26 protein-coding genes and 1 tRNA gene are annotated in these 26,416 nt (G+C 70.7%); 5 read left to right on the top strand and 22 right to left on the bottom strand.

From position 1 onward, the window contains the following. A partial coding sequence (locus tag IBX62_08075; GenBank protein ID MBE0477036.1) for an N-acetylmuramoyl-L-alanine amidase occupies positions 1 to 837 on the top strand: 837 nt, incomplete at its 5' end. A 269-nt stretch (positions 838 to 1,106) separates the two neighbouring features. Here the strand turns inward: IBX62_08075 and hemB are convergent. From hemB to IBX62_07980, 19 genes are all read right to left on the bottom strand, one after another. After that, positions 1,107 to 2,084, bottom strand: a complete 978-nt coding sequence (gene hemB, locus IBX62_08070; GenBank protein ID MBE0477035.1) for a porphobilinogen synthase — start codon at positions 2,082 to 2,084, stop codon at positions 1,107 to 1,109. Positions 2,085 to 2,133: 49 nt separating this feature from the next. After that, positions 2,134 to 2,340 (bottom strand): hypothetical protein, encoded by a 207-nt coding sequence (locus IBX62_08065; GenBank protein MBE0477034.1) that lies wholly within the window; start codon positions 2,338 to 2,340, stop codon positions 2,134 to 2,136. Positions 2,341 to 2,439: 99 nt separating this feature from the next. Next, positions 2,440 to 2,515: transfer RNA gene (locus IBX62_08060), tRNA-Ala, on the bottom strand. A gap of 164 nt (positions 2,516 to 2,679) precedes the next feature. Beyond that, positions 2,680 to 3,927: a 12,18-didecarboxysiroheme deacetylase gene (gene ahbC, locus IBX62_08055; GenBank protein ID MBE0477033.1), complete on the bottom strand. Its 1,248-nt coding sequence runs from the start codon at positions 3,925 to 3,927 to the stop codon at positions 2,680 to 2,682. A 41-nt stretch (positions 3,928 to 3,968) separates the two neighbouring features. Continuing rightward, positions 3,969 to 5,585 (bottom strand): uroporphyrinogen-III C-methyltransferase, encoded by a 1,617-nt coding sequence (gene cobA, locus IBX62_08050; protein ID MBE0477032.1) that lies wholly within the window; start codon positions 5,583 to 5,585, stop codon positions 3,969 to 3,971. 81 nt (positions 5,586 to 5,666) lie between these two features. Continuing rightward, on the bottom strand, positions 5,667 to 6,638 hold the full coding sequence (gene hemC, locus IBX62_08045) for a hydroxymethylbilane synthase (GenBank protein ID MBE0477031.1): 972 nt from the start codon (positions 6,636 to 6,638) through the stop codon (positions 5,667 to 5,669). Continuing rightward, positions 6,628 to 8,001: a glutamyl-tRNA reductase gene (locus IBX62_08040; protein ID MBE0477030.1), complete on the bottom strand. Its 1,374-nt coding sequence runs from the start codon at positions 7,999 to 8,001 to the stop codon at positions 6,628 to 6,630. Before IBX62_08040 ends, hemC begins: the two co-directional genes overlap by 11 nt. A 287-nt stretch (positions 8,002 to 8,288) precedes the next feature. Next, positions 8,289 to 9,113, bottom strand: a complete 825-nt coding sequence (locus IBX62_08035) for an SDR family oxidoreductase (GenBank protein MBE0477029.1) — start codon at positions 9,111 to 9,113, stop codon at positions 8,289 to 8,291. Positions 9,114 to 9,184: 71 nt separating this feature from the next. Next, on the bottom strand, positions 9,185 to 9,847 hold the full coding sequence (locus IBX62_08030) for a bifunctional precorrin-2 dehydrogenase/sirohydrochlorin ferrochelatase (protein MBE0477028.1): 663 nt from the start codon (positions 9,845 to 9,847) through the stop codon (positions 9,185 to 9,187). A 7-nt stretch (positions 9,848 to 9,854) separates the two neighbouring features. Further along, positions 9,855 to 10,697 (bottom strand): cytochrome c biogenesis protein CcsA, encoded by an 843-nt coding sequence (ccsA, locus tag IBX62_08025; protein MBE0477027.1) that lies wholly within the window; start codon positions 10,695 to 10,697, stop codon positions 9,855 to 9,857. A 102-nt stretch (positions 10,698 to 10,799) separates the two neighbouring features. Further along, positions 10,800 to 10,982 (bottom strand): CcmD family protein, encoded by a 183-nt coding sequence (locus IBX62_08020; GenBank protein MBE0477026.1) that lies wholly within the window; start codon positions 10,980 to 10,982, stop codon positions 10,800 to 10,802. A gap of 5 nt (positions 10,983 to 10,987) precedes the next feature. Next, the gene (gene ccsA, locus IBX62_08015) at positions 10,988 to 11,728 is read right to left on the bottom strand and encodes a cytochrome c biogenesis protein CcsA (protein MBE0477025.1); all 741 of its coding nucleotides are present in this window, start codon (positions 11,726 to 11,728) and stop codon (positions 10,988 to 10,990) included. 29 nt (positions 11,729 to 11,757) lie between these two features. After that, on the bottom strand, positions 11,758 to 12,405 hold the full coding sequence (locus IBX62_08010) for a heme exporter protein CcmB (protein MBE0477024.1): 648 nt from the start codon (positions 12,403 to 12,405) through the stop codon (positions 11,758 to 11,760). Positions 12,406 to 12,523: 118 nt separating this feature from the next. Beyond that, the gene (locus IBX62_08005; GenBank protein ID MBE0477023.1) at positions 12,524 to 13,267 is read right to left on the bottom strand and encodes an ABC transporter ATP-binding protein; all 744 of its coding nucleotides are present in this window, start codon (positions 13,265 to 13,267) and stop codon (positions 12,524 to 12,526) included. 10 nt (positions 13,268 to 13,277) lie between these two features. Continuing rightward, complete coding sequence (gene ccsA / locus IBX62_08000) at positions 13,278 to 15,374, bottom strand: cytochrome c biogenesis protein CcsA (GenBank protein ID MBE0477022.1); 2,097 nt, start codon at positions 15,372 to 15,374, stop codon at positions 13,278 to 13,280. A gap of 60 nt (positions 15,375 to 15,434) precedes the next feature. Continuing rightward, complete coding sequence (locus IBX62_07995) at positions 15,435 to 16,106, bottom strand: cytochrome c maturation protein CcmE (GenBank protein ID MBE0477021.1); 672 nt, start codon at positions 16,104 to 16,106, stop codon at positions 15,435 to 15,437. Between the two features lie 248 nt (positions 16,107 to 16,354). Then, positions 16,355 to 17,275 (bottom strand): quinate 5-dehydrogenase, encoded by a 921-nt coding sequence (locus IBX62_07990; GenBank protein ID MBE0477020.1) that lies wholly within the window; start codon positions 17,273 to 17,275, stop codon positions 16,355 to 16,357. Further along, positions 17,254 to 17,889, bottom strand: a complete 636-nt coding sequence (locus IBX62_07985) for a transcriptional regulator (protein ID MBE0477019.1) — start codon at positions 17,887 to 17,889, stop codon at positions 17,254 to 17,256. Before IBX62_07985 ends, IBX62_07990 begins: the two co-directional genes overlap by 22 nt. Beyond that, entirely contained in the window at positions 17,886 to 18,707 is an 822-nt protein-coding gene (locus IBX62_07980) for a type III pantothenate kinase (protein ID MBE0477018.1), read from the bottom strand. Before IBX62_07980 ends, IBX62_07985 begins: the two co-directional genes overlap by 4 nt. A gap of 120 nt (positions 18,708 to 18,827) precedes the next feature. Here IBX62_07980 and IBX62_07975 point away from each other — a divergent pair, with 120 nt between their 5' ends. The 3 genes from IBX62_07975 to IBX62_07965 all read left to right on the top strand — a co-directional run bounded on the left by IBX62_07975 (position 18,828) and on the right by IBX62_07965 (position 22,355). Then, positions 18,828 to 19,526, top strand: a complete 699-nt coding sequence (locus tag IBX62_07975) for a response regulator transcription factor (protein ID MBE0477017.1) — start codon at positions 18,828 to 18,830, stop codon at positions 19,524 to 19,526. A 1-nt stretch (position 19,527) separates the two neighbouring features. Next, entirely contained in the window at positions 19,528 to 20,985 is a 1,458-nt protein-coding gene (locus IBX62_07970) for a HAMP domain-containing protein (GenBank protein MBE0477016.1), read from the top strand. A 128-nt stretch (positions 20,986 to 21,113) separates the two neighbouring features. Then, positions 21,114 to 22,355 (top strand): inner membrane CreD family protein, encoded by a 1,242-nt coding sequence (locus IBX62_07965; GenBank protein ID MBE0477015.1) that lies wholly within the window; start codon positions 21,114 to 21,116, stop codon positions 22,353 to 22,355. A 9-nt stretch (positions 22,356 to 22,364) separates the two neighbouring features. Here IBX62_07965 and IBX62_07960 read toward each other — a convergent pair whose 3' ends face one another. The 3 genes from IBX62_07960 to IBX62_07950 all read right to left on the bottom strand — a co-directional run bounded on the left by IBX62_07960 (position 22,365) and on the right by IBX62_07950 (position 25,327). Continuing rightward, a complete protein-coding gene (locus tag IBX62_07960) occupies positions 22,365 to 22,931 on the bottom strand; it encodes a biotin transporter BioY (protein ID MBE0477014.1) in 567 nt (188 codons plus the stop codon). Positions 22,932 to 23,068: 137 nt separating this feature from the next. Beyond that, positions 23,069 to 24,178 (bottom strand): DNA recombination protein RmuC, encoded by a 1,110-nt coding sequence (gene rmuC, locus IBX62_07955; GenBank protein ID MBE0477013.1) that lies wholly within the window; start codon positions 24,176 to 24,178, stop codon positions 23,069 to 23,071. A 420-nt stretch (positions 24,179 to 24,598) separates the two neighbouring features. Next, positions 24,599 to 25,327 (bottom strand): RDD family protein, encoded by a 729-nt coding sequence (locus tag IBX62_07950; protein ID MBE0477012.1) that lies wholly within the window; start codon positions 25,325 to 25,327, stop codon positions 24,599 to 24,601. 85 nt (positions 25,328 to 25,412) lie between these two features. Between IBX62_07950 and IBX62_07945 the strand changes: the two genes are divergently transcribed. Then, complete coding sequence (locus tag IBX62_07945; protein MBE0477011.1) at positions 25,413 to 26,387, top strand: stage II sporulation protein M; 975 nt, start codon at positions 25,413 to 25,415, stop codon at positions 26,385 to 26,387. Positions 26,388 to 26,416 lie beyond the last annotated feature (29 nt).

Here is a 26,416-nt window from a genome sequence, read left to right as displayed (position 1 = left end):
TCGGTAGCGATGGCCGTCGCTTTCGCGCTGATGACCCCGGCGACCGCTCTCGCCGCGCCCGTACGTCTGATGGTGGACCCGGGCCATGGCGGGAAGGACCCCGGTGCAGTAGCCGGCGGCCTCGCAGAGAAGGACAGCAACCTGCGGATCGGCAAGATGGTCGCCGAGTCGGCCCGTCGTCAGGGCTGGGACGTCGAGTCCACCCGCGACGACGACAGGTTCATCGCGCTGACCGAGCGTCCGCGGAAGGCCAAGGCGTGGAAGGCCGACGCGATGGTGTCCATCCATTCGAACAGCGCCGGCAGCAAGCCGACCGGCCACATGACGATCCACCGCTCCGCGAGCGGCAAGCGGCTGGGCAACAACATCATGAGCGAGCTCGGTCCGCTGACCGACTACGAGGACATCGGCAACCGTTCGGATAGCCGGGGTCTCGCGGTGCTGCGCCAGGCCAAGGTGCCGACCGTCATCGTCGAGCTCCTGTCGGTGTCTTCGCCCGAGGAGAGGAAGGTGCTGAAGGACCCCGCCGCCCAGCGGGAGATGGCGGAAGCCATCGTGCGCGGCGTGGCCAAGCACCACAACGCGGAGTACGTGCCGCCCGCGGAGCCGAAGGCCGAGCCCGAGGCCGAGCCCGAGGCTGAGCCCAAGGCTGAGCCCAAGGCGGAGCCCGGTGCCGAGAAGGACCCCGGTGCGAAGCCGGATGCCGAGCCGGCCCCCGAGGCGGAGCCGAAGGACGAGCCCAAGGCCGAGCCGAAGGACGAGCCGGCTGACGGCGCCGAGCCCGATGCCGCTAACGCATGGGGGCTGGGCAACCTCTGGCGCCTGTTGTTCGGGTAGCCGGCCGGAGCCCGCAAGGGGAATATCGCAGCGAACGAGGGCGTCCCGCCGGGGCGCCCTCGCCTCATTCACGCGGATCGCGCGAAGCCTGCTTCGGCGGCCCGGCCCTCCGCAGCTCCCGTAACGTGCCGCGCTTGGACGGGCAGTGGAGCCGGTACACACACACCGGCGTCGTCGGCCTCCCAGGAAGGGAAACCCGAGGCGACGCTCCACAAGCAGCCGCTTGACACGCGGGCGGCGGCGTTACAGAGCCCGCACGCCGCCCCTGACTACCTCTGCATCCATCGGGCGGCGTCCTTGGCGTGGTATGTGAGGATGAGGTCGGCCCCGGCGCGCTTGAAGCCCGTCAGCGTCTCCAGCACGACGCGGTCCTCGTCGATCCAGCCGTTCCGCGCGGCGGCCTTCACGAGCGCGTACTCGCCGGAGACGTTGTAGGCGGCTGTGGGATGGCCGAACTCGTCCTTCACCCGGCGGATGACGTCCATGTAGGCCAGCGCCGGCTTGACCATCACGATGTCGGCGCCCTCGGCGATGTCCAGCGCGACCTCGCGAAGCGCCTCCTCGGCGTTCGCCGGGTCCATCTGGTAGGCGCGGCGGTCGCCGAACGCGGGCGTGGAGTCGGCCGCGTCGCGGAACGGCCCGTAGTACGCCGAGGCGTACTTGGCCGCGTAGCTCATGATCGGGACCTCGGCGTGCCCCTCGGCGTCCAGCGCGCCGCGGATCGCCTGCACGCGGCCGTCCATCATGTCGGACGGCCCGACCATGTCGGCGCCGGCCTCGGCATGCGTAACCGCCGTCTGGGCGAGCAGCTCGAGAGTCACGTCGTTGACGACACAACCGCGGTCGTCGAGGATGCCGCAGTGCCCGTGGCTCGTGTACTCGCACATGCATACGTCGGTGACCACGTAGTAGTCGCTGTCGTGCTCCTTGATCGCGCGGATCGCGCGCTGCACGATGCCGTCCTCGGCGTACGCGCCGGTCCCGGCCTCGTCCTTGGTCTCCGGCAGGCCGAAGAGGATCACGGCAGGCACCCCGAGGCTCTTGAGCCCGTCGACCTCACCGGCGAGCCGGTCGATCGTGATCTGGAAGACGCCCGGCATCGAGGGCACCTCGTCGCGCAGACCCTTGCCCGGCTTCACGAACAGCGGGTAGATGAGGTCGTCAGGCGACAGAACGGTCTCGCGCACCATCTTCCGGACGGTCTCGTTCGCGCGCAGGCGCCGCGGCCTGTAGACGGGGAACTCCATGTCAGCCTCCAGGTGGATCGGGGGGCGGAGGGCGGGCGCTTCCCGAAGTCTACTCGACGAACTCCTCGACGCGCACGCCCCCCTTGGAGCCGCCGGGCGCGGCGCCGGTGACGAACGAGACGTAGCGAGCGAACGACCGGGCGGCCCACACCGCCGCGAACGCAACGAACAGCCATGCGGCGAAGTACCCCATCTGCAGGAACGTGCCTGCGTATTGGATGAAGGTGTCCAACGGGCTCGCTGCTGCTCCGAACATGCGGCCTCCTCGTCTCGGCGGCCGGCTCCCGGCCGCGCTACCGTCCTATGCGGTCGGGGCGCTCCGCGAAGTGCGAAGCGCCCCGACAGGCATCCGTGTTGGTGGAGATGATCGGACTCGAACCGACGACCTCTGCGTTGCGAACGCAGCGCTCTCCCAGCTGAGCTACATCCCCACATCCCGCGCCGGGAGGGCGCGGAGCAAGCCTATACATTGCCCGGGGCATCATCGTTTGTCAACGCCGCTAGCGCCACGCGGGACGCGTTGCGGCGGCAGGCCCGGAGTATGCCCGCGAGGGGCGCCCCGCCGCGGCGGTGTGTCGCCGCCCGTGCGACCGGACTACCCCGCCGCCATCTCTCCGCCCGCGACATCCGCCGGCTCCACGCCCCCGTTCAGCCCGATCTCCTCGTCGGTCAGGTAGCACGCGGGGTCCGGCTCCCACAGGTCGCCGGTCGCGGCCTCCGCCCGCACACGGAAGTTGCCCGCGCAGATCGCGAGCCACCTGCATTCGGCGCAGCGGCCCTTCACGTGCGGGCGCTTGTCCTTGAGCTTCGCCATCAGCTCGGACTGCTCGGAGTCGCCCGAGACGTCCGTCCAGATCTCGGAGAACGGGCGCTGCCGGACGTTGCCGAAGGAGAAGTGCCGCCAGAACTGGTCGGCGTAGACCTCGCCGTTCCAGCTCACGCACGCGATGCCGTTGCCCGACGAGTTGCCCTGGTTCCACCGGAGCAGCTGCAGGACCTCCTCGGCGCGTTTCGGGTCCTCCTTCAGCAGCTCCATGTACACGAACGGCCCGTCGGCGTGGTTGTCCACCGTGAGGATCTCCGGGGACAGGCCCGCCTCGAACATGGCCCTGGTGCGGTCCATGATCAGGCGCACGGCGGCGCGCGTCTCGTCGTGGTCGAGGTCCTCGGCCATCAGCTCGCTTCCGCGGCCCGTGTACACGAGGTGGTAGAAGCAGGCGCGGGGGATGTCCTCGGCCTCCATGATGTCGAACAGCTCGCCGATGTCGCGCCAGTTGCGCTTGTTGATCGTCATGCGCAGGCCGACCTTGATGCCGGCGGCCTTGGAGTTGCGTATGCCGGCGATGGCCTTGTCGAAGCTGCCCGGGATGCCACGGAAGCGGTCATGGGTCTCGCGGCCCCCGTCCAGGGAGACCCCGACGTAGGACAGCCCCACCTCGGCGTAGGCCTCGGCCCTCTCCGGGGTGATGAGCGTACCGTTGGTGGAGATGACCACGCGCATGCCCTTGGACCTGGCGTGGTTCATCAGCTCGACCAGGTCCTTGCGGATCGTCGGCTCGCCGCCGGAGAAGAGCAGCACCGGCGCGCCGAAGGCCGCGAGGTCGTCGACCATGACCTTGGCTTCCCCGGTCGACATCTCGCCGGAGTACTCGCGGTCCTCCGAGGCCGCGTAGCAGTGCACGCACTTGAGGTTGCAGCGCTGCGTGCAGTTCCACACCACGATGGGCTTCTTGTCGCGGGAGAACTGGAGCAGCTCGCTGGGGAGCTTGGAGCTGTCCCGGTCGTAGCGCAGCACGTCGCCCGGTTCCACCGCGCCGCAGTAGAGCTTCGATATCCCGATCATCGCTCAGGGGTCCTTTCGCGTCTTCGCCGCCGGCACGGCGCCTACTCCTCTTCCAGCGGGCCGCCGGGACCGGCGGCCTCCGCGTCACACGCCACGCCTTCCGCGGCGCAGAAGCGCTCCGTGAGGGCCTGCACGAGGCCCGGGATCGTGTACTCCGCCGCTTCCACGTCCACCTGCAAGCCGAGGTCGCGCGCGGTCTGCGAGGTGATCGGGCCGATGGAGGCGACCAGCACGCCGCTCATCGCGTCAGCAACGGACGTGCCCTCGCCCTCTTCGCGCGCGCGGAGCCCCTCCTCGGCGAGCCGCACGAAGTTCTTGACGGTGGAGGACGAGGTGAACGTCACCACGTCCACGGTGCCCTCGGCGAGCCGCTCCACCACGCTGCTCTCTCCTCGGCCCGGCACCGTGCGGTACACCGGCACCACATCCACGTTCGCGCCGGCCGCGCGCAGCGTGTCGGGGAGCACCTCGCGAGCCTCGGCGGCCCGGGCGATGAGCACGTTGGTTCCCTCGCCCACGCCCCGCTCGCAGAACCCCTCGACGAGTCCTTCCGCGCGGTACTCCGAGGGCACGTAGTCGGGGCGGATTCCTCGGGAGACGCAGCGCGCCTCCGTAGCGGGGCCGATGGCCGCCACCCGCGCGCCGGCGAACTGGCGTCCGTCCGCGTCGTGCATCTCCATGCGGTCGAAGAACGCCTCGACCCCGTTCACCGAGGTGAACACGACCCAGCCGTACTTCTGCAGGTTGCGGATCGCCTGGTCCGCGGCACCCCAGTCCTCGGGCTCGACCGTCTCGATCGTGGGGAACTCCAGAACCTCGGCGCCGAGCCCCTCGAGCGCGTCGGTGAGCGCCGAGGCCTGCGCGCGCGAACGCGTGACCACGACCGTCTTGCCGAAGAGCGGCTTGTCCTCGAACCAGCGCAGCTTCTCGCGCAGGCGGACCACCTCGCCGACGACCGTGATCGCCGGCGCCTTGAAGCCCGCCTCGGCCGACTTGGCCGCGATGTCGGCGAGCGTCCCGGTCAGCACCTCCTGCCGGGGGGTCGTCCCCCAGCGCACGAGCGCGACCGGCGTGTCCGCCGGGCGGCCGTGCTCGATCAGCCGCGAGCTGATCTCGGGGAGGTTCTTGATGCCCATGAAGAAGCACAGCGTGCCCACGGCCGTGGCGAGCTTCTCCCAGTTGACGTCGGACATCTCCTTGGTGGGGTCCTCGTGACCGGTCACGAACGCCATGTCGGCGGTGACCCCTCTGTGCGTGACCGGGATGCCGGCGTAGGCGGGCGCGGCCGATCCCGAGGTGACCCCCGGCACGACCTCGAACGGGATCCCCGCCTCGGCCAGCCGCAGCGCCTCCTCGCCGCCGCGCCCGAAGACGAACGGGTCTCCGCCCTTCAGGCGCGCCACCACCTTGCCGCCGCCCTCCGAGGCCTTGGCGACCAGCAACTCGTTGATCTCGGGCTGCGTCATGTGCGCCGACCAGCCCTTCTTTCCGACGTAGATGAGCTCGGCGTCGGGGCGGGCGGCGGCGAGGAACTTGGGGTTGGCCAGGTAGTCGTAGACGACCACATCGGCCTTGCCCAGGCACTGCATGCCCTTGAGCGTCATCAGCCCGGGGTCGCCCGGCCCGGCGCCGATGAGGTAGACGATGGGTGCTCCCACCCGCCCTCCTTATGCCGTCGGTGGATACCGCGCCCGCCCCGGTGCCGGCGGCGGCGGGCTTCGACGCCCCTTCCCCCGGACCTAGGTCCGGAGCGGGTCGTCCACCTCACCCCCGACGTCGTCGGTCCCCCGTATGGCGTCCAGGATGGCCTGGGCGCCCATGTCCAGCAGCCGGTCGACCATCGCCGCTCCGAGCATCTCGGGCTCTCCGGGATCGCCGGAGACGCCATGTCGCAAGACGGTGCTGCCGTCCAGGTCGGCCACCACCCCGTCCATGACGAGCGTCTCGCCCTCCAGGCGCGCGTAGGCCCCGATGGGCACCTGGCACCCGCCCTCGAGCGAGCGCATGACGACCCGCTCGGCGGTCACGCACGTCATCGTGTCGGCGTCGTTGAGCGCCTCGCACACGCCGCGCATGTACCCGTCGTCCTCACGGATCTCCACGCCGATCGCTCCCTGTCCGACGGCGGATACCATCTGGCCGGGGTCGATGTGGTGCGTGATGCGGTCGGCCCAGCCCATGCGGGTGATACCCGCCGCCGCGAGGATGACCGCGTCGAGCTCTCCGGTCTCGGCCTTGCGCATGCGCGTGTCCAGGTTGCCGCGCAGGTCCACGACGTCCAGGTCGGGTCTGATCGCGAGCACCTGCGCGCGGCGCCGCAGCGAGCTGGTGCCCAGCGTCGCTCCCTGCGGCAGCGTGGAGAGGTCGTAGCCCTTGCCGGACACGATGGCGTCCCGCGGGTCGACCCTCCGCGGGGTCGCGCATACGGCGCACCCCTCGGGCAGCTCGGTGGGCACGTCCTTCATCGAGTGGACGGCCAGGTCCACGTTTCCCGCGAGCAGCTCGACCTCGATCTCCTTGGTGAACAGCCCCTTGCCCCCGATCTTGGCGAGCGGGGCGTCGAGGATCCTGTCACCGGTGGTCTTGATCACCCTCAGCTCCACGGGCAACCCCGTGATCTCCTCGAGACGGCTCTTGATGTGGTTGCTCTGCCAGAGCGCCAGCTTGCTCCCGCGCGTGCCGATGACGAGTCTCTCCCGGTCAGCGGGCAAGGGTGTCTCCCATCTCGTTGTTCGGGTGGTGCGCGCGGCCGGTCTTCTCTCCCCGGCCCAGCAGCGATCGGATCAGCCCGTGAGGCTTGCCCTCGGGATTGGTGTCCAGACCGTACAGGAAGCGGGCCGCCTCCACGCAGCCCATGCCGTCCTTCTCGCCGGAGACCGCCTTCAGACGTGCGGTAGGCCCGTGCAGCACCTTGTTCACGATGGCGCTCGTGAGGGCCTCGACGGTGGCCAGCTCCTTCTCGGACAGCCCGCCGAGGCGCTTCAGCGCCTTCTCGAGCTCGGCCTGGCGCACCGTCTCCGCCTTGGCGCGGATGGCCGCGATCGTGGGCACGACCTCCATGGATTCCAGCCAGCGCTCGAACTCGCCCATCTCCTCGTCGATGACGGCCTCGGCCCGGCGGGCCTCGCGCATGCGCTCCTCGAGGTTGGCCTCGACCACGCCGCTGAGGTCGTCGATGTCGTAGCGGAAGACGTCGGCCAGACCGTCGACGGCGGGATCGATATCGCGCGGGACGGCTATGTCGATGAGGAAGAGCGGCCTGCCGCGCCGGCCACGCATCGCCTCGGCGACGTCCTCCTTGCCCATGACGTAGTGGCTCGCGGCGGTCGACGAGATCACGATGTCGGCCTCGCGAATGCGCGAGAACAGGTCGTCGTAGCGGATCGCCTCCCCGGAGAACCTCTCGGCGAGCTCGCAGGCACGCTCGTAGGTCCGGTTGGCGACGAGCACGCTGCGAACGCCGTTGGCCACCAAGTGCTTGGCGGTGAGCTCGCTCATCTTGCCCGCGCCCAGCACGAGGATCGTGCGGCCCTCCAGCCTGTCGAAGACCTTCTTGGCCAGCTCGACCGCGGCGTAGCTGATCGACACCGCGCTCTCGCCGATGCCCGTCTCGGTGCGCACCCGCTTGCCCACCTCGAAGCTCTGCCGGAAGAGCTTGTTGAACACCCGCGAGCACGCGCCGGCCTCGAAGGCGTGCTCGTACGCCTCCTTGACCTGCCCGAGGATCTGGGCCTCGCCGACGACCATGGAGTCCAGCGAGGCGATCACGCGGAACAGGTGGCGCACGACGGCCTCTCCCTCTTGCATGTACAGGTAGGGCACCAGGTCGTGCCGGTCGAGGTCGTGGTAGTCCACGAGGAAGTCAATGACCGCGTCGCTGCCGCCCTCCTCGCCGAGCGTGACCGTGTAGATCTCGGTCCGGTTGCACGTGGAGAGCAGGACCGCCTCGGCGACGTCGGGACGGCCGAGGAGCAGCGCCAGCGCCTCTTCCTGGCGGTGTGCCGGGAAGGTCAGCTTCTCGCGGATCTCGATGGGGGCGGTCTTGTGTGACAGACCGACAAGGGTCAAGTGCACTTCAGCCACGCCTCACGAACTTCTCGCTTATCGAAACCACAGGTCCTTCGCCACCTGCGGCCGGCTGGAGAAGGTGCGCCCTCGCCGGAGCGGTGCGTTGTTGTTCAGGCAAGCAGGGCCCGGCGAGGGCGATGTCCGTGCTCATCTTCGGTTTTGACGCACCTTCCCGCATGCCGCCTGAACCCGCTCATCCTACCACCGGCCACGGCACACCAGCAACGAGCGAGCCGCTTCTCGTGAACGCCGTCCCATGCGCCGCCCGGGACCGGGGACCGGCGGCGTCTCCCTCACCCGCCCCGTTCCTCGGCCCTGCGCGCTTTGGCGACCTGCGAGTCGAACACCGCGAAGAACAGGCCGGGCCACAGGCCCTTGAGCTTGTGGTACGCGCGGCTCTCGAGACCCGGGATCACCAGGTACGTCCCCCGCTCCACCGCGCGGACGACGGCCTTCGCGACGGCCGCCGGCGGGATCGCCTTGACGTTGCCGGCGATGACGTCGGTCTCGGGCGGGCGCAGCGTCTTCTCGTAGGCGAGCCCGGGCGTGTCGGTGTCCGGCGGGCAGACGACCGAGACGCGGACGCCTCGCGGCTTCATCTCGCAGCGCAGCGCCTCGGAGAAGCCCATCACGGCGTACTTGGCGGCACTGTAGCCGGTGTAGCCGTACACGCCGATGAACCCGGCCACCGAGGAGACGTTGACCACGTGACCCGCTCCGCGCGCGATCATGTACGGCACCGCCGCGCGGGTGGGGTAGACGACGCTGTAGTAGCCGCAGTCCATGTTGCGGGTGAAGAAGTCGAGGGGCATCTCCTCGAATCGCCCGGGCAGGATCACGCCCGCGCTGTTGACCAGGACGTCGGGCTCCAGACCGCGACGGGCGAGCTCGTCGATCGCGTGACGCGCCTGCTCCGTCTGCGACAGGTCCGCCGACACGGCCTCGATGCGAGCGCCCTCGGCCGCCGCGGCCGCCACGGCCTCCCGCGCAGCCTCCAGCCTGCCCGGGTCGCGCGCCACGAGTCCCACGTGCGCTCCGCGGCGCGCGAAGAGCTCCGCCGTGGCCAGCCCGATCCCGCTCGAGCCTCCCGTGACGACCACCCGCGCCCCCTCGAACACCGCTCCTCCTTCACGCGCGGTCCGGGCCCCCGCCACGGGCCTCGGCTCCTCGCTCTCTCGCGACTCCGCTGCTAGGGCTCCTCGGCGAGCGTGCGGGAGACCTCGTCGAACAGCTCCTCGGCGTCCGGGGCCTCGCCCTCGCGGACCCGCTCGAGCAGGTCGGAGTCGGCCGCCGCCTCGAAGAGCCGCTTGCGCTGCGCCTCCTCCGGCAGCCGCCGCATCGCCACCCCGCGCAGGTCGCCGAGGAGCGCCACGTACTCCGCCCACTCCTCGCCGAACTCCTCCTGGAGCCGCTTGCGCAGCCGCTTCGCCACGGCGGGCGCGGCGCCGGCGGTCGAGATCGCGATCTGCAGGTCTCCGCGGCGCATGACCGACGGGACGATGAAGTTGCACAGCTCCGGCACGTCCACGACGTTGACGAGCTGATTGCGCGACTCCGCCTCGGCGTGCACGGCGCGGTTGGTCTCCTCGGAGTCGGTCGCGCATACGACCAGGAAGGCCCCCTCGAGGTCGCCGCCGACGTAGTCGCGGCCCACGAAGTTGATCAGCTCGTCGGCCACGAACCGCTCGATCTCCTCGGTGATCGACGGCGCGATGAGAGTCACCTCGGCGCCGTGTGCGATGAGCGCGCGGGCCTTGCGCTGCGCGACCCTCCCCCCGCCGACGACGACGACGTGCCGGCCCTCCAGGTTCACGAAGAGAGGGTAGTAGCGGGGGCGGGACGCCGGCTCCATGCCGCCCCTAGAGCCCGAAGACGTGGAAGCCGGTGGGCAGGGTGCGCGCGAGCACGGCGAGCACCACCACGCAGGCCAGGCCGAGGACCGCCAGCAGCGACGCCGTGCGGCCCGAGACCTCGTGCCGGTAGAGCAGCAGCAGGTACAGGCCGAAGACCAGCCACACGACGCCGGACATCATCACTCGGGGGTCGGCCCACCAGCCCTGGACATCGGTCTCGACGGCGCGGATGGTGCCAAGCAGGATGCCGGCGGTGTAGGCGGGGAACGCCAGCGTGATCGCGCGGCGCGCGAGCGTCTGCGTCTGGGCGAGCGAGGGCAGGCGGCGCAGCAGGGCGCTGGCCTTGTGGCGCTTGAGCTGCACGTCCAGAGCCAGGTACAGCGCGGAGGCCGCGCCGCCGATGAAGAAGCCCGCGTTGGCGAAGACGATGAGCCCCACGTGTATCCCTATGCGCCAGTCGTCGAGCTGCTCGAGGGCCGCCGGCGAGAGCCCGCGCGGCTCGGCGCCGGCGAGGAACTGGGCGACGACCATCAGCACCAGCGAGACGGGCACGAGGAACGTGCCGTAGACCTTGACCTTGACCAGGTGCTCCACCACGAAGTAGACCAGCAGCAGCGCCCAGGCCAGCAGCACGAGCTGGTTGTGCCCGCTGAGCTCGGTGCCCCCGGTGGCCCTGGACTGCAGGCCGATCGAAGCGGTCAGCGTCACGAACGCCGCGCCCGTGGCGAAGCGCGCCCACCAGGCCATGAGCTCGCGCTTCATGAGGAACTGGTACGCGTACAGCACTGTGGCGCCGGTGAGCAGCGCCATGGCGAACCACCGCGTCACGACCGCAGCCTGCTGGACCACGCGTACCTCCTCTCGAGAGTGCCCGAGGACCGGCGCCCCCCGGCGGCCGGTACCCCATCTTATACGAACCCCGCCCGGCGACGGCGCCGCCGGCGGGAGCGTCTAGGCGCTCCTGCGCGTGCAGGCTTCCTCGAGCACGCGCATCTCGCGCTCGAGGCGCCCGAGTCTGCGGAACACCATGCCGATGTAGACGACCAGCGCCACCCAAAGGATCGCGTACGCGCCGGCCACGTACGGCCACTGCTGGAGCACCAGGTCGTAGACCTCGCGGATAGTCGGATCCATCTCGATCACCCTTCCAACGCGAGCTTGAGCTGCTCGAGGTCGTCGTTGACTTGCTCCTCACGCATGCGGAGCCGGTAGACGGCGTAGCCGATCATCAGCATGCCGATCTGAGCCAGGATGAACGCCACCAGCATCGGCGGCTGCAGCCCTCCCCGCTCGATGACCGGGTGCGTGGATGGCAGCAGCCGCGTGACGAAGAACGAGATCGGCGCGTTGATGAACGCCAGGATGCCGAAGGCGGCCGCGTAGGTGGCCCGGCGCTCCTCGTCCTCGATCGAGTTGCGCAGCACGAAGTAGCCGATGACCATCAGCGTGAGGATGAAGTACGTGGTCAGCCTCGGCTCCCACTCCCACCACACGCCCCACGCCGCCCGCGTCCACAACACGCCGGTGATCATGGTGAGCGTGACGAAGAGCAGCGTCACCTCGGTGGCGATGCGGGCACGCACGTCGAACCCGCGGCGCTTGGTCATCAGGAACCTGACGCCGTAGAAGGCGGTGAAGAACAGCACGAGGAAGCTCGCCTCGGCCACCGGCACGTGGAAGTAGAAGATCTTCTGGCCCCAGTCGGGCCGCCCGTAGACGTAGCCGTCCTCGGTGACCTCCTTGAGCTCCCGCACCGTGTCCGCCTCCTGCGCGACCGTCACGGTGCCGAAGTCCGGCACGGCCGCCACGGTGAACGCCATGACGAACGCCGCCGTGGTGAGCACCCCGCCGACGACGAGCAGCGCGAGCGTTATTCGCATCCGGTCCATCCCTTGCCTCCCATCCAGGATCAGGCGCCGATTATGAACTCGTAGAGCGCGAACGCGGCGAGAAGCATTATCGCATCGTACGCGCCGACGATCGCCATCGCCTGCCAGAACTCCGCGGCCGCGGCCGTCCCGCCGAGGATCGCAGCGTTCGTGCCGGACACGGCGGCGAGCAGCAGCGGGTACATCAGCGGGATGAACAGCACGGCGAGGATGAAGTCCTTGCCTGTCGTGTTCACCGACATCGTAGCGAGGAGCGTACCGACGCCCGCGATCCCGACGGAGGCGGCGGCCAGGATCAGGGCTATCATCCACAGCTCCCCGCCCAGACCGCGCCCCTGCAGGAACAGGAAGGCGAACACCGGGATCGTGAGCACCTCCACGACCAGCAGGAACAGCAGGTTGCCCACGACCTTCGCGAAGAAGATGACCGGCCGGTCCACAGGTGAGAGCAGCAGCGCCTCGATGCAGCCCTGGTCCTTCTCGTGCACGAGCGAGCGGTTGAGCCCCAGCATCGAGGTGAACACGAACGCCAGCCACAGCAGGCCGGCCGCGATGAGCCGCGGGTCGAAGGCGGTGCCGGCCTGGGAGAGCGCGACCTGGTAGATGACCATCGTCAGCAGGGCGTACAGCCCCATGGACGTGACCATCTCCTTGGTGCGCAGCTCCATGACGACGTCCTTGCGCAGGATCGCCTTGAACTGCCTCCAGGACAGACCGGCGGAAGCGGACGCGCCGCGCTCGGCGACGGGCTCGCGCCGCAGCACCTCGGCGCCGCGGTCGGCCACCTCAGGCCACCCCCATCCCCACCGTGGAGCGGTACGTCGCGGCGAACGCCTCGGCGTCGATCTCCTCGATCGGCGCGAACATGACGACCCTGCCGCGCGCGAGGATGAGCGCGTGCGTGCACAGCTCGAGCCCCTTGGCCAGGTCGTGGCTGACCATCACGAAGGTGTGGTCGGCGCGTATCTGCGCGATCAGCGAGTCCAGGATGTCCCTCGCGTGCGGGTCGAGGCCCGAGTAGGGCTCGTCGAGGAAGAGCACGTCGGGGCGGTGCAGCAGCGCCCGTGCGATCGAGAGACGCTGCAGCATGCCGCGCGAGAACGTGCGCACCAGGTCGAGCCGGCGGTGGTCGAGCTCCACGCTCACGAGCAGCTCGCGGATCCGCTCCTCGGGGCGGGACACGCCGTACATGTCGGCGAAGAAGGCGAGGTTCTCCTCGGCGGAGAGGTCGGGGTAGAGCAGCGGCTCGTGGCTGATGATGCCGATGCGGTGCCGCAGCTCGACGGCATCCGCGGCCACGTGCAGTCCCTGGACGCGGGCTTCGCCGGAGGTCGGCGGCGTGAGCGTCGTGAGCACGCGCAGCAGCGTGGTCTTGCCGGCGCCGTTGGGCCCGAAGATCGACAGGAACGCTCCCGCAGGCAGCTCGAGCGAGACGCCGTCGAGCGCCTTACGCGCGCCGAAGGCCCGGGAGAGATCCCGGACCTCCAGAGCCTTGGTCGGATCGCCGTGATGGGAAGCGGCGCGCGTCACGGGCTCGGCCTCATGCCGCAGCCCCGGATCTCGCCCTGGAGCCCGAGGCGGCCGCCGACGCGGTGCGCTTGGGCCACACCGCCAGGACCGTGCCGACGCACAGGAGCAGGAAGCCGACCCATGCGTAGCTGATGAGCGGGTTGATCTTGACGTTCATGGCGAACTCTTCGCCCTCGGCTCCCTCGAAGACCACGAACACGTCGCGCAGCGGCTGGACGAGCACGTCCACGTTGAGCCTCGTCTGGTTCTGCACGGCGAACTGGCGCTGCCCCGGCGACACGACCCCGACCTTGCGGCCGTCCTTGACGACGTCGAAGAAGACCTCGGAGACCATGTCGCCGTTGGCGAGCTGGTTCTGGTCGAAGCCGGTGTAGGTGAAGGTGTAGCCGCCGGCGTCGAAGCTGGAGCCCACGGTCTGCGGCACCCTCGCGGTCACGTCGTCCACGAACATCGACGAGCCGATCAGCCCGACGAGGATGATGCCGATGCCGAGGTGGCTGATGTAGCCGCCCGACTGCGTCCGGGCCTTCGTGATGATGTTCAGCAGGGCCGTGCCGAAGCCTTCCCCCTTGGCCGAGGACCGCTTGCGCGCACCCTCGACGAACAGGTAGACCGGCACGGAGATGGCCAGCGCCGCCACGAACAGCCCGATGAGCGCGAGCCAGCCGTGGATCGGGGTGGCGAGCGGGTCGGCGCCGGGATGGGTCTTGAGGTAGTTCGGCCACAGGTTGATCCACCAGTCCGCTGCCAGCAGCGCGCCGAGACCGGCGGTGCCGACAAGCGGCCACTTCACGCGGGACCAGAACGTCGAGGGGTCCGTGCGCCGCCAGGACAGTATCGGGCAGACCGCCATGATGAAGACGTACAGCACGCCCACGGGCCGCGCGACGGCGTCGTAGGTGGCCGGGCCGAAGCTCTGGCCTCCCCCCGGCAGCCAGGCGGGCAGCGCCGAGGACACCGTCAGGTACGCCACGAGGGACGCCGCCACGAGCATGAGCACGTTGTTGAAGTAGTACGAGGCCTCCTTGGAGACCATGCTCTCGAACTCGTCGCGCCCGCGGAACCGCTCCCAGCGCGAGAACAGCCCTGCGCCCGCCGCGAGCAGCGGCAGCGCCATCATCGAGCCGAACAGCCACGTGGACAGCGGGTCCTCGCCGAAGCTGTGCACGGACTGGACGATGCCCGAGCGGGTGATGAACGTGCCGAGGATGACGAGCACGAAGGTCACCGCCGCCAGCACGATCGCCCAGCCCTTGAAGCCGTCGCGACGGCGGTAGACGGTGAAGCTGTGCAGCAGCCCCACCCCGGTCAGCCACGGCAGCAGCGAGGCGTTCTCGACCGGGTCCCACGCCCAGTAGCCGCCCCAGCCCAGCACGACGTAGGCCCAGATGGCGCCCAACCCGATGCCGATGCCGAGGAAGAGCCAGGAGAACACGGTGATGCGGTCGACCAGCTCCACCCAGCGCTTGGAGGCGTCGCCGGTGATCAGCGCCGCCATCGCGAAGGCGAACGGGATCGCGAGTCCGGCGTAGCCGATGAACAGCGTCGGCGGATGAAGGATCATCGCCCAGTGCTGCAGCAGCGGGTTCATCGCCGTGGAGACGAGCAGCTCGCCGTTGGCCCCGAGCCACTCCGGCGGCGTGACCTTGAACGGGTTGTTCTTGGGCACGAACAGCGTGGCGATGAAGAAGAGTTGGACGATGTTCGTGACCGCGAGCCCCATGTTGCTGAGCTCGTCGGTGACGCTCATGCGCCTATAGGCGACCCACGCGGCGAAGAGCGCCAGCAGCCACGCCCAGAACAGCAGCGAGCCCTCCCGGCCGGCCCAGATGCCCGAGAGCTGGTAGAGCCACTTCAGGCTCGAGACGTCCGTCGAGTGGTTCTCGGCGACGTAGCGCAGCGTGAAGTTCTCGGCGAAGAACGCCGAGATCAGGATCGCCACACCCAGGGACATCAGCGCGGCCACCCCGAACGTTGCGAGGTAGCCGGCGTTCGTCGACCCCTCGCCCTCCTTCTCGCCCAGCCGGCGGCCGATGAACAGCGCGGCCACGGAGACCGCGCCGGCGAGGAAGGCCAGGGCGAGCAGGACGTTACCCAATCCGCTCATCTGCGCTCCATCCGAAAAGAGGTCCGCCGGCTGAGCCGGCACACTCGGCGTTCATGACTCCTACTCGGAGCCCGTGAGCGAGACGCTCGTAGCGTCGAACACGCCCGCGTCGTCCAGGCTCCCGCCCAGCACGACCTTGGCGCCGTCCTTCACGCTCTCGGGCAGCCCGCCGTCGAAGGCCACCGGTATCTCGCCGGCGCCCTCGGCGTCGCGTATCCTGAGACGCACCACCGAGGCGGGACCCGTCGGGGGACCGACGACCACACCGGTGACCCGCGTGGCTTTGCCGACCATCTCGTCCTCGGTCTCCAGCAGCCGAGCCACGCTCAGCGCGCCGGTCTCGGACTCGTACTTGGAGGGGCACTTCACCGTCAGGTTGGACGCCTGCACGGTCCCGCCGGCCTGCAGCTCGCCGGTGACGATCGCGGTGACGTTGTCCCCGAACGTGTCGGGGACCCGGCCGTCGTAGACGACCCTGAGGGTGGGTCCGCCTTCGTCCTTCTCCTCACGGACCTCGAACTCCATGGGATGCGACCGCTTGTTCCAGGACCCCGACACGACGGTGCCGGACACCTTCACGCGCTCGCCCACGAGTGCGGGATCGCCCGCGATCTCCGCGACGCTGGTGCTGCGCGCGGCGTCGGTCTTGCCCGTCCCGAAGACCAGCGCCGCCACCGCGACCAGGATGATCGCGGTCACGCCGATGAGCCGGGTCCGCGCCCGCTTGTTCACCTGACACACTCCTCTGTCGTCGAGGGGCGGCAGCGGGGGATGCGCCGGGAGCACCGGCTGGGACACGCCGCTGGAGCCTGCCTGCCTGAACATCCGCATTCTAGCACCGGCACCCGCCCCCGGCCACCGCGCGCGGCGCGCCCGCAGGCGGAACGATGCCGAGCATCGAGGAGCAAACCCGGTGCCGAGGAACGGCAGCGAGAAGAGGGCGTGCGCAGGCGTTCACGAGACCGCCGCGCGGCGCGGTGTCACGCCCGCTGGAGCCACTGCACGTCGGGGACGAAACCGACCGTGGCGAGCAGCTCGGCGTACTCCCGCGCGCGCAGGGGCGCGGAGGCGCCCTTGAGCGCCACCATCGTCGCCTCGATGACGTTCGTGCCGAAGGAGCGGCCGGCGAGCCGCGGCGTCGAGGTGACGAGCAGCTCGATGCCGCGATCCCGCAGGAACTCGACGTCGCCCGGCGTGGTCGTGTTGGTGACGACCCACTTGCCCGCCATGTCCTCGGGCATGTACTTGCGCACGTACTGCCAGTCGCCGGCGATGACGTCGGCGTCGCGGTACATCCCCTGGTGCCTGTGGTCGGTGCGCTCGGCGTCCTGCTTGTCTCCGATGGGGTACAGCCAGGCGAACGGGAGTTGCACGGCGATGGGCGCGAGGGTGCGGATGTTCGCGTTGAGCGCGCGCCACGACTTCAGCAGGATCGGCAGGCCCAGCACGTAGAGCAGGTCGCCGTAGCGCATGTCGCAGCCCGCGCCGTAGAGGGCCTCGGCCAGTCCGTAACGGTCGACCGCCGAGGTCATGAGCACGCGCTTGCCGGCAAGCGCCAGCCCGAGCTCGTCGGTCATGAAGCGCACCGTCGAGGCCTCCACCGCGCCCTTGAGGCCCGCGCCGCACACCAGGGGTGTGAGGCGGGCGGCCGCGGCGATGCGCTTGGCGTCGCGGAACCGGTAGTCGCGGCCTGCGGCGTGCAGGTAGACGTCGATGCCGCCCAGCCCGAACGCGTCCACGCTCCCGTCCAGCTCGCGGATGCGCTCGATCGCGCGGGGGATCGAGCCGTCCGTGCCCTCACGCCGGATCCGGACGGCCTCGCCGAGCAGCTCCACCTCCACGACGTGGTCGCGGCTCGAAGAGCCAACGCTGACACCGACTACTTGCTTGACCGCTCCCACCTCCCGGGAAGCTCCGCGGCGCGCTCGGCGGCGCGCTCGGCGGCGGCCCTCAGCACGTCGCGAGCGCGCTCGCGGCGCGGACGCTCCCCTGCGGGAGCGGTCACCGCGTCCAGGATCGCGGCGACCTCGGTCGCGTCGGCCTCGACGTCCGCTCGCAACGGCGAGGCTCCCAGGGCGATGCCGATGACGTCCCGGCCGAGGATCCGCTCCACGAGGCGGATCCGCCAGTCGCTCGCCATCAGCACGATGACGTCGTAGTCCTTCAGCGTAGCGAGGATCTCCAGCACCTTGTTGAACAGCTCGCCGGCAGGGCCGCTCTCGATGCTCTCCCGTTCGGCCTGCGAGAACACGAGCGTGAAGTCGACGGCCCGCGCCTCGGCCAGCGCGCGGAGCTCGTCGGCGTTGGAGACCGGGAAGGCCACGAGCGCGACCTTCGGGCCTCGCCGCACCTCGCCGGCGGACTCCAGGATCGACACGAAGCTGCGCTGCACGCCCGCCCGGGAGGCGGCCTCGGCCTGCGTCGCCCCCGACCGGCGGTCGGCGAGTATGCCGTCGACCACCTCGAGCAGCTTCTCGCGGCTGACGACCTTGTCGCCGATACGATAGAGCCTCATCGCCCGCCCCCTCGCCCTGCGACCTCCCCGGCCGCGCCCCCCTCGGCCTCCGCGCCCGGCCGCACGCGCCACAGCGCCATCAGGCCCTTCAGCGTCAGGTCGACGTCCACCGCGCCGACCGTCTCGCACAACGGCGCCATCCGGGGAGCGAGCCCGCCGGTGGCGACCACCGGCGTCTCCGCGCCGAGCTCGGCCCAGACGCGGCGCACGAGGCCGTCGACCATCGCCGCCTCGCCCAGGAGCAGCCCGGCCTGCACCGCCTCCCGCGTGTTGCGGCCCACCACACGGCCCGGCGGCTCGAGGCCGACCTCGGGCAGGCGAGCCGCCTTCGCGAACAGCGCCTCGGCGCTCGTCTCGATCCCGGGCGCTATCGCGCCGCCGAGGTAGGTGCCCGCCTCGCCGATCACGTCGAGCGTGGTGGCGGTCCCGAAGTCCACGACGACCACCGGCGCGCCGTGCTCCTCGACCGCCGCCACGGCGTTGGCCACACGGTCGGCGCCGAGCTCGGCGGGCTCCTCGTAGTGCAGCAGCAGACCCGGCGCCGAGGCTGCCGAGACCAGCAGAGGCGGCGCGCCCGTCACCTCCTCGGCGAGCTCGGCGTAGGCGTGCGTGAGGACGGGGACCACGGAGGCGACGACGACACCGGTGACGTCCTGCCAGCCGAAGCCGTCGGCGGAGAGCAGGCCGGTCAGCTTGACGCGCAGCTCGTCCGCCGTCGCCTCGGCGACCGTGGAGAGCCGCCAGCGCCGACGCAGGCCGCCCTCGTCGAAGAGCCCGAGGACGGTCTGCGTGTTGCCCACGTCCACGCCGAGGACCAATGCGCTCCCCTTTCGGTGCCGAAAACGGGCCGGTAACGGCGGCAAGGCCGCCGCAGAAGGCCGGTGGTATCATCGGCGCGGACCCCGCCGTACAGGCTCCCTACCGTTCGGAGGTGCTCGTTGACGGACGCCGCGCGCCTGCTCGTCGTCGACGACGAGGACTCCATCCTCCAGTTCGTATCGTACAACTTGCGCAAGGAGGGCTACGAGGTCACGTGCGCCGGAAGCGGCGACGAGGCTCTCGACCTGCTCGACCGGGACCCGTTCGACCTCGTCGTGCTCGACATCATGCTGCCGGGCATGGACGGCTACGAGATCTGCCGCAAGGTACGCGCCGCCTCCAGCGTCCCGGTGCTCTTCCTGTCCGCGCGCGACACCGAGCTCGACAAGGTCGTGGGCCTCGAGATCGGGGGCGACGACTATCTCGCCAAGCCCTTCGGCATCCGCGAGCTCATCGCGCGCGTGAAGGCACTGCTGCGCAGGAGCCCGGGGGGGTCCATCCCCGGCACCGGCGAGGGCGCGGTGCTCGAGGCCGCGGGGATCACGGTGGACGAGGACGCGCACACCGCACTGAACGGGGAACGGCCGATCGAGCTGACACCGCGCGAGTTCGAGCTGCTCGCGTGCCTCATGCGCCACCCGGGCAAGGTGCTCTCGCGCGAGCAGCTGCTGCGCCAGGCGTGGGGTTGGGAGTATCTCACCGAGACCAAGACCGTCGACACGCACGTGAAGCGGCTGCGGGACAAGCTCACCGCCGCCGGCGTCGACCCCGCCGTGGTGGAGACGGTGCGCGGCTACGGGTACCGCATCGCGGGCTGACGTGGCGCCCCGACTCCGCCCCGCGTCCATCCGGACGCGCCTGCTCGTGGCGTTCCTCGCGGTCGCCGTCCTCTCCGCCGGAGCGCTGTCGCTGCTGTTCCTGCGCGAGCTCGAGGCGTACGGGCTGCGCAAGCTCGAGGAGCGCCTGGAGTCCGAGGCGAGGCTGACGGCCGCGTTCGTCGAGGCCTCCTATGCCGCCGCGGGAGAGCCGCAGCCCGGAGGCGCGCTCGGCCGCGAGCGCATCGAGGCGGCGCTGCGCGAGGTCGCGCCGTACGTGCCCTCGCGCGTGCGCGTCCTCGACCGCGAGGGCGTGACGGTGGCGGATCCGGCGGGCCGCCGGGAGGACTACGGCGGCAGGCCCGAGGTGCGCACCGCGCTCGCCGGCGAGTACGGCGCCTACACGCGCGTGACGGAGCGCGGCGGGGTGGCGCTCTATGTGGCCGTCCCCGTACGCTTCGGCGGTCAGGTCAGCGGCGCTGCGTACTCCTCGGCCTCCACCTTCTCGATCCTCACTCTGCTGTACGACTACCGTGTGCGCCTCGCGGGCCTGGTGGCGCTGTTCGCGGCGGCGACGCTGCTGCTCACAGAGGCACTCGCGCGCTGGCTCTCCCACCCGCTGCGGGCGCTCGAGGCCGGCGCCTCGGCGTTCACCGCCGGATCGCACGACCTCCGTGTCGAGCCTAGCGGCTCGCGCGAGACCCGCGCCGTGGCCGAGGCGTTCAACGCCATGGCCGAAGGGGTCGAGCGCATGCTGACCGAGCTCAAGGAGGAGGAGCGGCGCAAGTCGCGATTCGTCTCGGACGTCTCCCACGAGCTGCGCACCCCGCTCACGGCGATCCGCGGCGCGGCCGAGACGCTGCTCGACGGCGACGTGCCTGCCGAGGACGAGAGGCGCTTCCTCGCCACGATCGTCCGCGAGTCCGAGCGCCTCGGGCGCCTCGCCAACGACCTGCTGACGCTCCAGCGCATGGAGGGCGCCACCGGCGAGTTGCCGCTGTCCCGGCTCGACCTCCTCGAGGTCGCGCGCGGCGCTGTCGACGCGCTCGAGCCGCTCACCGAGGAGCGGGAGGTGTCGGTGACGGTCGCCGGAGAGCCGGCCGAGGTGCTCGGCGACTCCGACCGGCTCCAGCAGGTGGTCGCGAACCTGGTGGATAACGCGACGCGCCACACCCCGGCCGGCGGGAGCGTGGAGGTGCGCGTGGAGGCGCGGGAGCGCGAGGTCGTGCTGTCCATCACGGACCAGGGCCCCGGCATCCCCGAGGAGGACCTTCCGAGGCTCTTCGACCGCTTCTACCGCTCGGAGTCCAGCCGCGACCGCTCCACCGGCGGCGCAGGCCTGGGCCTGGCGATCGTGCGGGCGATCGCGGCGGCTCACGCCGGGTCGATCGCCGTCGAGAACCTGCCCGAGGGCGGGTCGCGCTTCACACTCACGCTGCCGCTGCTTCGCGCCGCAGGGTAGCGCGCCGCGGCCGCGACACCATCCCGTAACGCGCCGTCACCGCCGTGTGACCGCCTCGACACGGCCGCGCCGATCCGCCCCGGCATCATCGGATACGAGGGCGTCCTCGGCGATTAAGGAGGCGGACGATGTCTGTCCCGAGACTACTGGCGGTAGCGTTCATCCTGGTCACGGCGGCTGCGGCATGGGTGGTGCTGGGCGGCTCGGTGGAGTCGCGGACGCGCGAGGCCGACGTCTCGCTGCACGAGCAGGTCTCCGCGCTGTGGGGGCGTCCACAGGCGCAGCGGGCCCCCAGGTTCACGGTGCCGGCGGGCAAGCAGCGGTCCGAGCTTCAGCCCTCGGCCAGCGACATCACCGCGGCGTTCCAGCTCGACCAGCGTCGCAAGGGCCTGCTGTGGTACGCGACGTACGTGGTGGACTTCGACGCCGCGTACGTGCTGCGCAACCCGGACGGCGCGGCTCCCGCCGAGGTGCTCATGCACTTCCCGTTCCCGGACCGCGAAGGCGTCTACGACGGGTTCGCGGTGAGCTCGGATGGGGCGCAGCTGCCCATCCGGTACGCCGACGGCTCCGCCAGCGCGAGGATCGGCCTGCCCCCGGGAGGCGAGCGCACGGTGAAGGTCGGGTACCGCACCAACGGGCTGGACGAATGGAGGTACGCGCCCACCGACGACATCGGAGTGATCGAGGACTTCTCGCTGACAGTCAAGACGGACTTCGCCGACATCGACTTCCCCGACGATTCCGTGTCGCCCACGCGCAAGGAGCGCACCGGGAACGGCTGGGTGCTCACGTGGGACTACGACAGCCTGGTGAGCGGCCGGCCGCTCGCGCTCACGATGCCCAAACCCCTGAATCCCGGTCCGGTCGCCTCGCGCATCTCGTACTTCGCACCGGTCTCGCTGCTCTTCTACTTCGCCGCGTTGCTGCTGCTGACCGCCGGCGGCGGGCTGCGCGTGCACCCGATGAACTACGCGTTCCTGGCGGGAGGCTTCTTCGCCTTCCACCTGCTCTTCGCCTACCTCGCCGACCAGGTGCACGTCGCCGTCGCGTTCGGCGTCGCCTCGGGCGCCTCGATGGCCCTGTGCGTGGGCTACCTGGCGATGGTGATCGGGCGCCGGCGAGCGCTCGCGGAGACCGCCACGGCCCAGTTCGTCTTCCTCGTGCTGTTCAGCTTCAGCTTCTTCTTCGACGGGTTCACGGGTCTCGCCGTGACGATCGGCAGCGTACTCACCCTCGGGTTCTTCATGGCGAAGACCGGGCGGCTGGACTGGGACGAGATCTTCGCGCGCTCGACGCGGCAGGCGAAGACACCTGCGGGGCCGCCTCCGCCGCCCTCCGAGAGCCTGCTGCCGGCGCCGCCGGGCTGAGCGGCGGCCTCAGGCCGCGGCCGGCGCCAAGCCGACGCGACGAAGCGTCGCGGCGACCGCCGCGGCCGCGACGCCCTTGCCGGCGTCGATCGGCAGGAACGGCGCGACGCCGGCGGCGAGCGCGGGCAGGGGTCCCATCCCCGTCACCGCCGAGAGCTGGGCCCACCCGAGCAGGTAGACGGCGGCGAGCGCGGCGGCGGCGGCGAGCGCGTCCACGGCGGGGACCGGGAGGCGTGGCGCCAGCGCGCGCCGGACGGCCGAACCGGCGGGTGCGCCGAGCAGGAAGCCGAGGATGTAGCCGCCGGTCGGTCCGACGAGCACGCCCAGCCCGCCGGAAGGGCCCGAGAACACCGGTACCCCGGCCGCCCCGAGCAGCACGTACAGTCCGACGGCGGCCGCCGCCCAGCCCGGCGTGAGCAGCATGGCCGCCAGCAGCACCACGAAGACCTGGAGCGTCACCGGCACGGGCGAGAGCGGCAAGCTGATCCACGCCGACGCCGCGAGCAGCGACGCGAGCAGCGCGGCGACCACCGCCGAGCGGAGAGCGGACGAGCGCGCCGTGCAGGTGCGGGGCATCGCGGCCTCCTGACCGTAAACCGGCAACAACTGGAAGGTTTACGGTAGGCGGCGGGCGGCTGCGGCGTCAAGCCGACGGGGTGCCTCAGGTACGGGGAGGCCGGCGGCGGCACGCCGCGAAGGCGGGTAGGCGGCGCCTAAGAGGCGCTCTCCTCCTCCACCTCGGCGGAGGTCGACTCGGATCCGTCGCGCTCGGCCTCGAGCAGCACCGCGGGCAGCTGGAGGACCTCGGTCGCCTCGTCCTCGGGAAGCTCCTCGACCGAGCGCAGCCTCCGCTCCATCGCGCGGGTGCGCACCCCGGTCTCCTCGATGGTCCGGCTCGCGGTGTTGAGTTGGCGCTTGACCTTCTCGAGCACGTCACCGAACTTCCCGAACTCGGTCTTCACCGCCGCTAGGACCTTCCAGACCTCGACGGCGCGCTGCTCGATGGCAAGCGTCTGGAAGCCCATGCGCAGGCTGCTGAGGATCGCCGCGAGGGAGGTCGGACCCGCGACGACGACGCGGTGCCGCTGCTGCAGCTCCTCCACGAGCGAGGGGTGGCGCAGCACCTCGGCGTAGAGGCCCTCGGTGGCGAGGAACATGATCGCGAAGTCCGTGGTCCGCGGCGGGCACAGGTACTTGCCGCTGATGTCCTGAGCCGCGACCCTGATCGCCCTGGCCAGCGCATCGGAGGCCTTCTGGACGGCCTCGGGCTCCCCCCTCTCCGCGGCCTCCTGGATCCGCAGGTAGTCCTCCTGCGGGAACTTCGAGTCGATCGGCAGCCAGACGCACGTGTCCGGCTCGTCGGCCGGCCCCGGCAGCCGGATGGCGAACTCGACGGCCTCGAGCGAATCCTCCTTCGTGCGCACGTTCTTGTCGTACTGGGCCGGCGCGAGGATCTGCTCCAGCAGCGCTCCCAGCTGGATCTCCGCCCACGTGCCGCGAGCCTTCACGTTGGTCAGCACCCGCTTGAGGTCGCCCACGCCCGTGGCGAGGTTCTGCATCTCGCCGAGCCCGCGCTGCACGGCCTCCAGCCGCTCGCTCACCAGCTGGAACGACTCGCCGAGCCGCTTCTCGAGCGTGACGTGGAGCTTCTCGTCGACCGTCTTGCGCATCTCCTCGAGCTTCTTCTCGTTGCCGTCCTGAAGCTCCTTCACGCGCGCGTCGACCGTGACCCGGATCCGCTCGAGCGACGCGACGCTGGACTCGCCGAACTCCTTCAGCTGCCTGGTCATGCCGTCGAGCTGGGCGCGCTGCAGCTCGCTCATGCTCGCCAGGTTCGCGGCGAGCGTGTCGTTCGCGGCCTTCAGCGCCGAGGACAGCTCCTCGCGCGACTCCCTCGCCGCCTGGCTCGCTTCCTCGCGTCCCGCGCGGAGCTCGTCGCGCAGTGGACCTGCCGCGTCCTGCCGCCGTGACAGCCGGGCGAGGACGGTGACCAGCAGCACGGCGTTCGCCGCGCCGAGCAGGATGATGACCCACACGAGTGCGTCGCTCACGTCGGCTCCTAGCGGTCGATGTCTTGTCTCGGACGGCCACCGCTCATCTTAGCGGCTGAGTCAGACATCGGAAGCCCTCGACCGAACGCAACCGGGTGCCGGAAGCAGCTCGGTCGCGCTCTCGTCGAAGGACACGTGGTACACGAGCCGCGACGTCGCGCGCCCCTACCGCGCCCCCGCCGGGTCGGCCACCTACCGCGCCCCCGCCAGGTCGGCCAGGCGCCCCGCGATCGTGGGCTCGTCCCAGCTGCCCGGGCTCTCGCCGAACGCGGCGAGCAGCGCCGCGGCGACCTGGTAGCGCCCCTCGGGCGTCATGTCGGCGCGCCGGGCGATGAACTCGCGCACCAGCGCGACGCGTTCGGTTCCGGGCCTGCCGTCGGAGTACAGCGCCTCCTCGCCGGGATCGCGCACGACGACGGTGCCCGCCGCCATGTCCCCGAGGCGCTTGTGCTTGGCGGAGAGCAGCGCGGCGACCAGGCCGACGGCGTAGTAGCCCGGAAGCATGTCCACGAGGCGCAGCGCGTTGCGCACGAACGCGTCCAGCACGGTGGCTCGACCACCGTCGTCGCGCATCACCCGCAAGCGCAACGCGCGCTTGCCCGGGGTGCGCCCGCGCGTGCCCTCGGGCAGCACGAAGTACCCCCAGAACGTCAGGAACAGCGCGGCGATGAGCCCGCCGACGATCCACGGCGTCAGCGGCGACGAAACGCTCGGCCAGAGACGCCCCAGCCCCCAGGAGACCACGGCGACGAGCGCGACCTCGCCGGACATGACGGCGCCGACGAGCAGCATGTCGAGCAGGAGCGCAAGCCCGCGGGATCCCACGTCGGCCAGCTCGTAGGAGAACGAGACCGCCTCGGGCGTCTCGACGGAGAGAAGACCGGCGCCTGCAGCCGGGGTATCGGCGGTATGCTCGGGCACGTCACCTCCGACGGGGGGCGGGCCCGTAGGGAGGGCCCGATGCCATGCTAGCATCCCAGGCGGGAACGGGCGGAAGGAGCGGCGGGTGGAGGAGCGCGAGTTCGTCGCGGGTTCGAAGGACGCGTGGGAGCGTCTCGCCTCGGCGCTGTCCGACACCCGCGGCCGCGGGGTGACCTCTCTCGGTCCGGAGAGGCTGAAGCGCATGCACGAGGACTACCGCAGAAGCGCCGCCGACCTCGCGTACGCGCAGACCCACTACCCCGCCTCCCCTACGGTGCGCTACCTCAACGGCCTCGTCGGCCGGGCCCACGGCGAGATCTACTCCTCCTCGCCGAGGAGACTGGCGCGCGTGTGGCGCTTCCTGTCGCGCGACTATCCCCGGATCGTGCGCGCCAACGCCGGGCCGATGCTGCTGTCCGCGACGATCCTGACCGCGTCGATCGCGCTGGGCTACCTGCTCGTGTTCGCGAACTACCCGCTCGCGCGGCTCTTCCTGCCCGCGGACTTCCGCGAGGGCGTCGGCGACGCGCTGCAGCGCACCGGCGACCTCGAGGCGATAGCCGGGCAGGCGCCGCTGTTCTCGGCCTTCATCACCGTGAACAACGTCCAGGTCTCGCTGCTCGCGTTCGCAGGCGGGATGACGTTCGGCGGGCTCACCGTCTACGCGCTGGTGATGAACGGCCTGCTGCTCGGGGCGCTCGCCGGGGTGTTCGAGCAGGGCGGGGCGTCGCTGCACTTCTGGTCGCTCATCGTGCCGCATGGCGCGCTTGAGCTGCCCGCCATCGCCCTCGCGGGCGGCGCGGGGCTCATGCTCGCCCGCGCGCTGCTTCGCCCTGGCGACCTCCCGCGCGCCGCCGCACTGCGCGCCGCCGCACCGGATGCGACGCGGGCGGTCCTCGGCGTGGTGCCGCTGCTGATGATCGCAGGCTTCATCGAAGGCTTCCTCACGCCGAGGGGCATCGACCCGGTGCTGAAGATGGCCGTCGGGGCCGTGGCGGGCCTGGCGTTCCTGGCGTACGTGGGGCTGGCGGGCAGGAACGCGGAGAAGGCGGACCGGTGACATGTATCGTCGACATATGTCTCACCCCC

It is taken from the genome of Coriobacteriia bacterium (assembly GCA_014859305.1).
Taxonomy (GTDB): domain Bacteria; phylum Actinomycetota; class Coriobacteriia; order Anaerosomatales; family Kmv31; genus Kmv31.
This window is presented reverse-complemented; position numbering and strand designations above follow the sequence as displayed.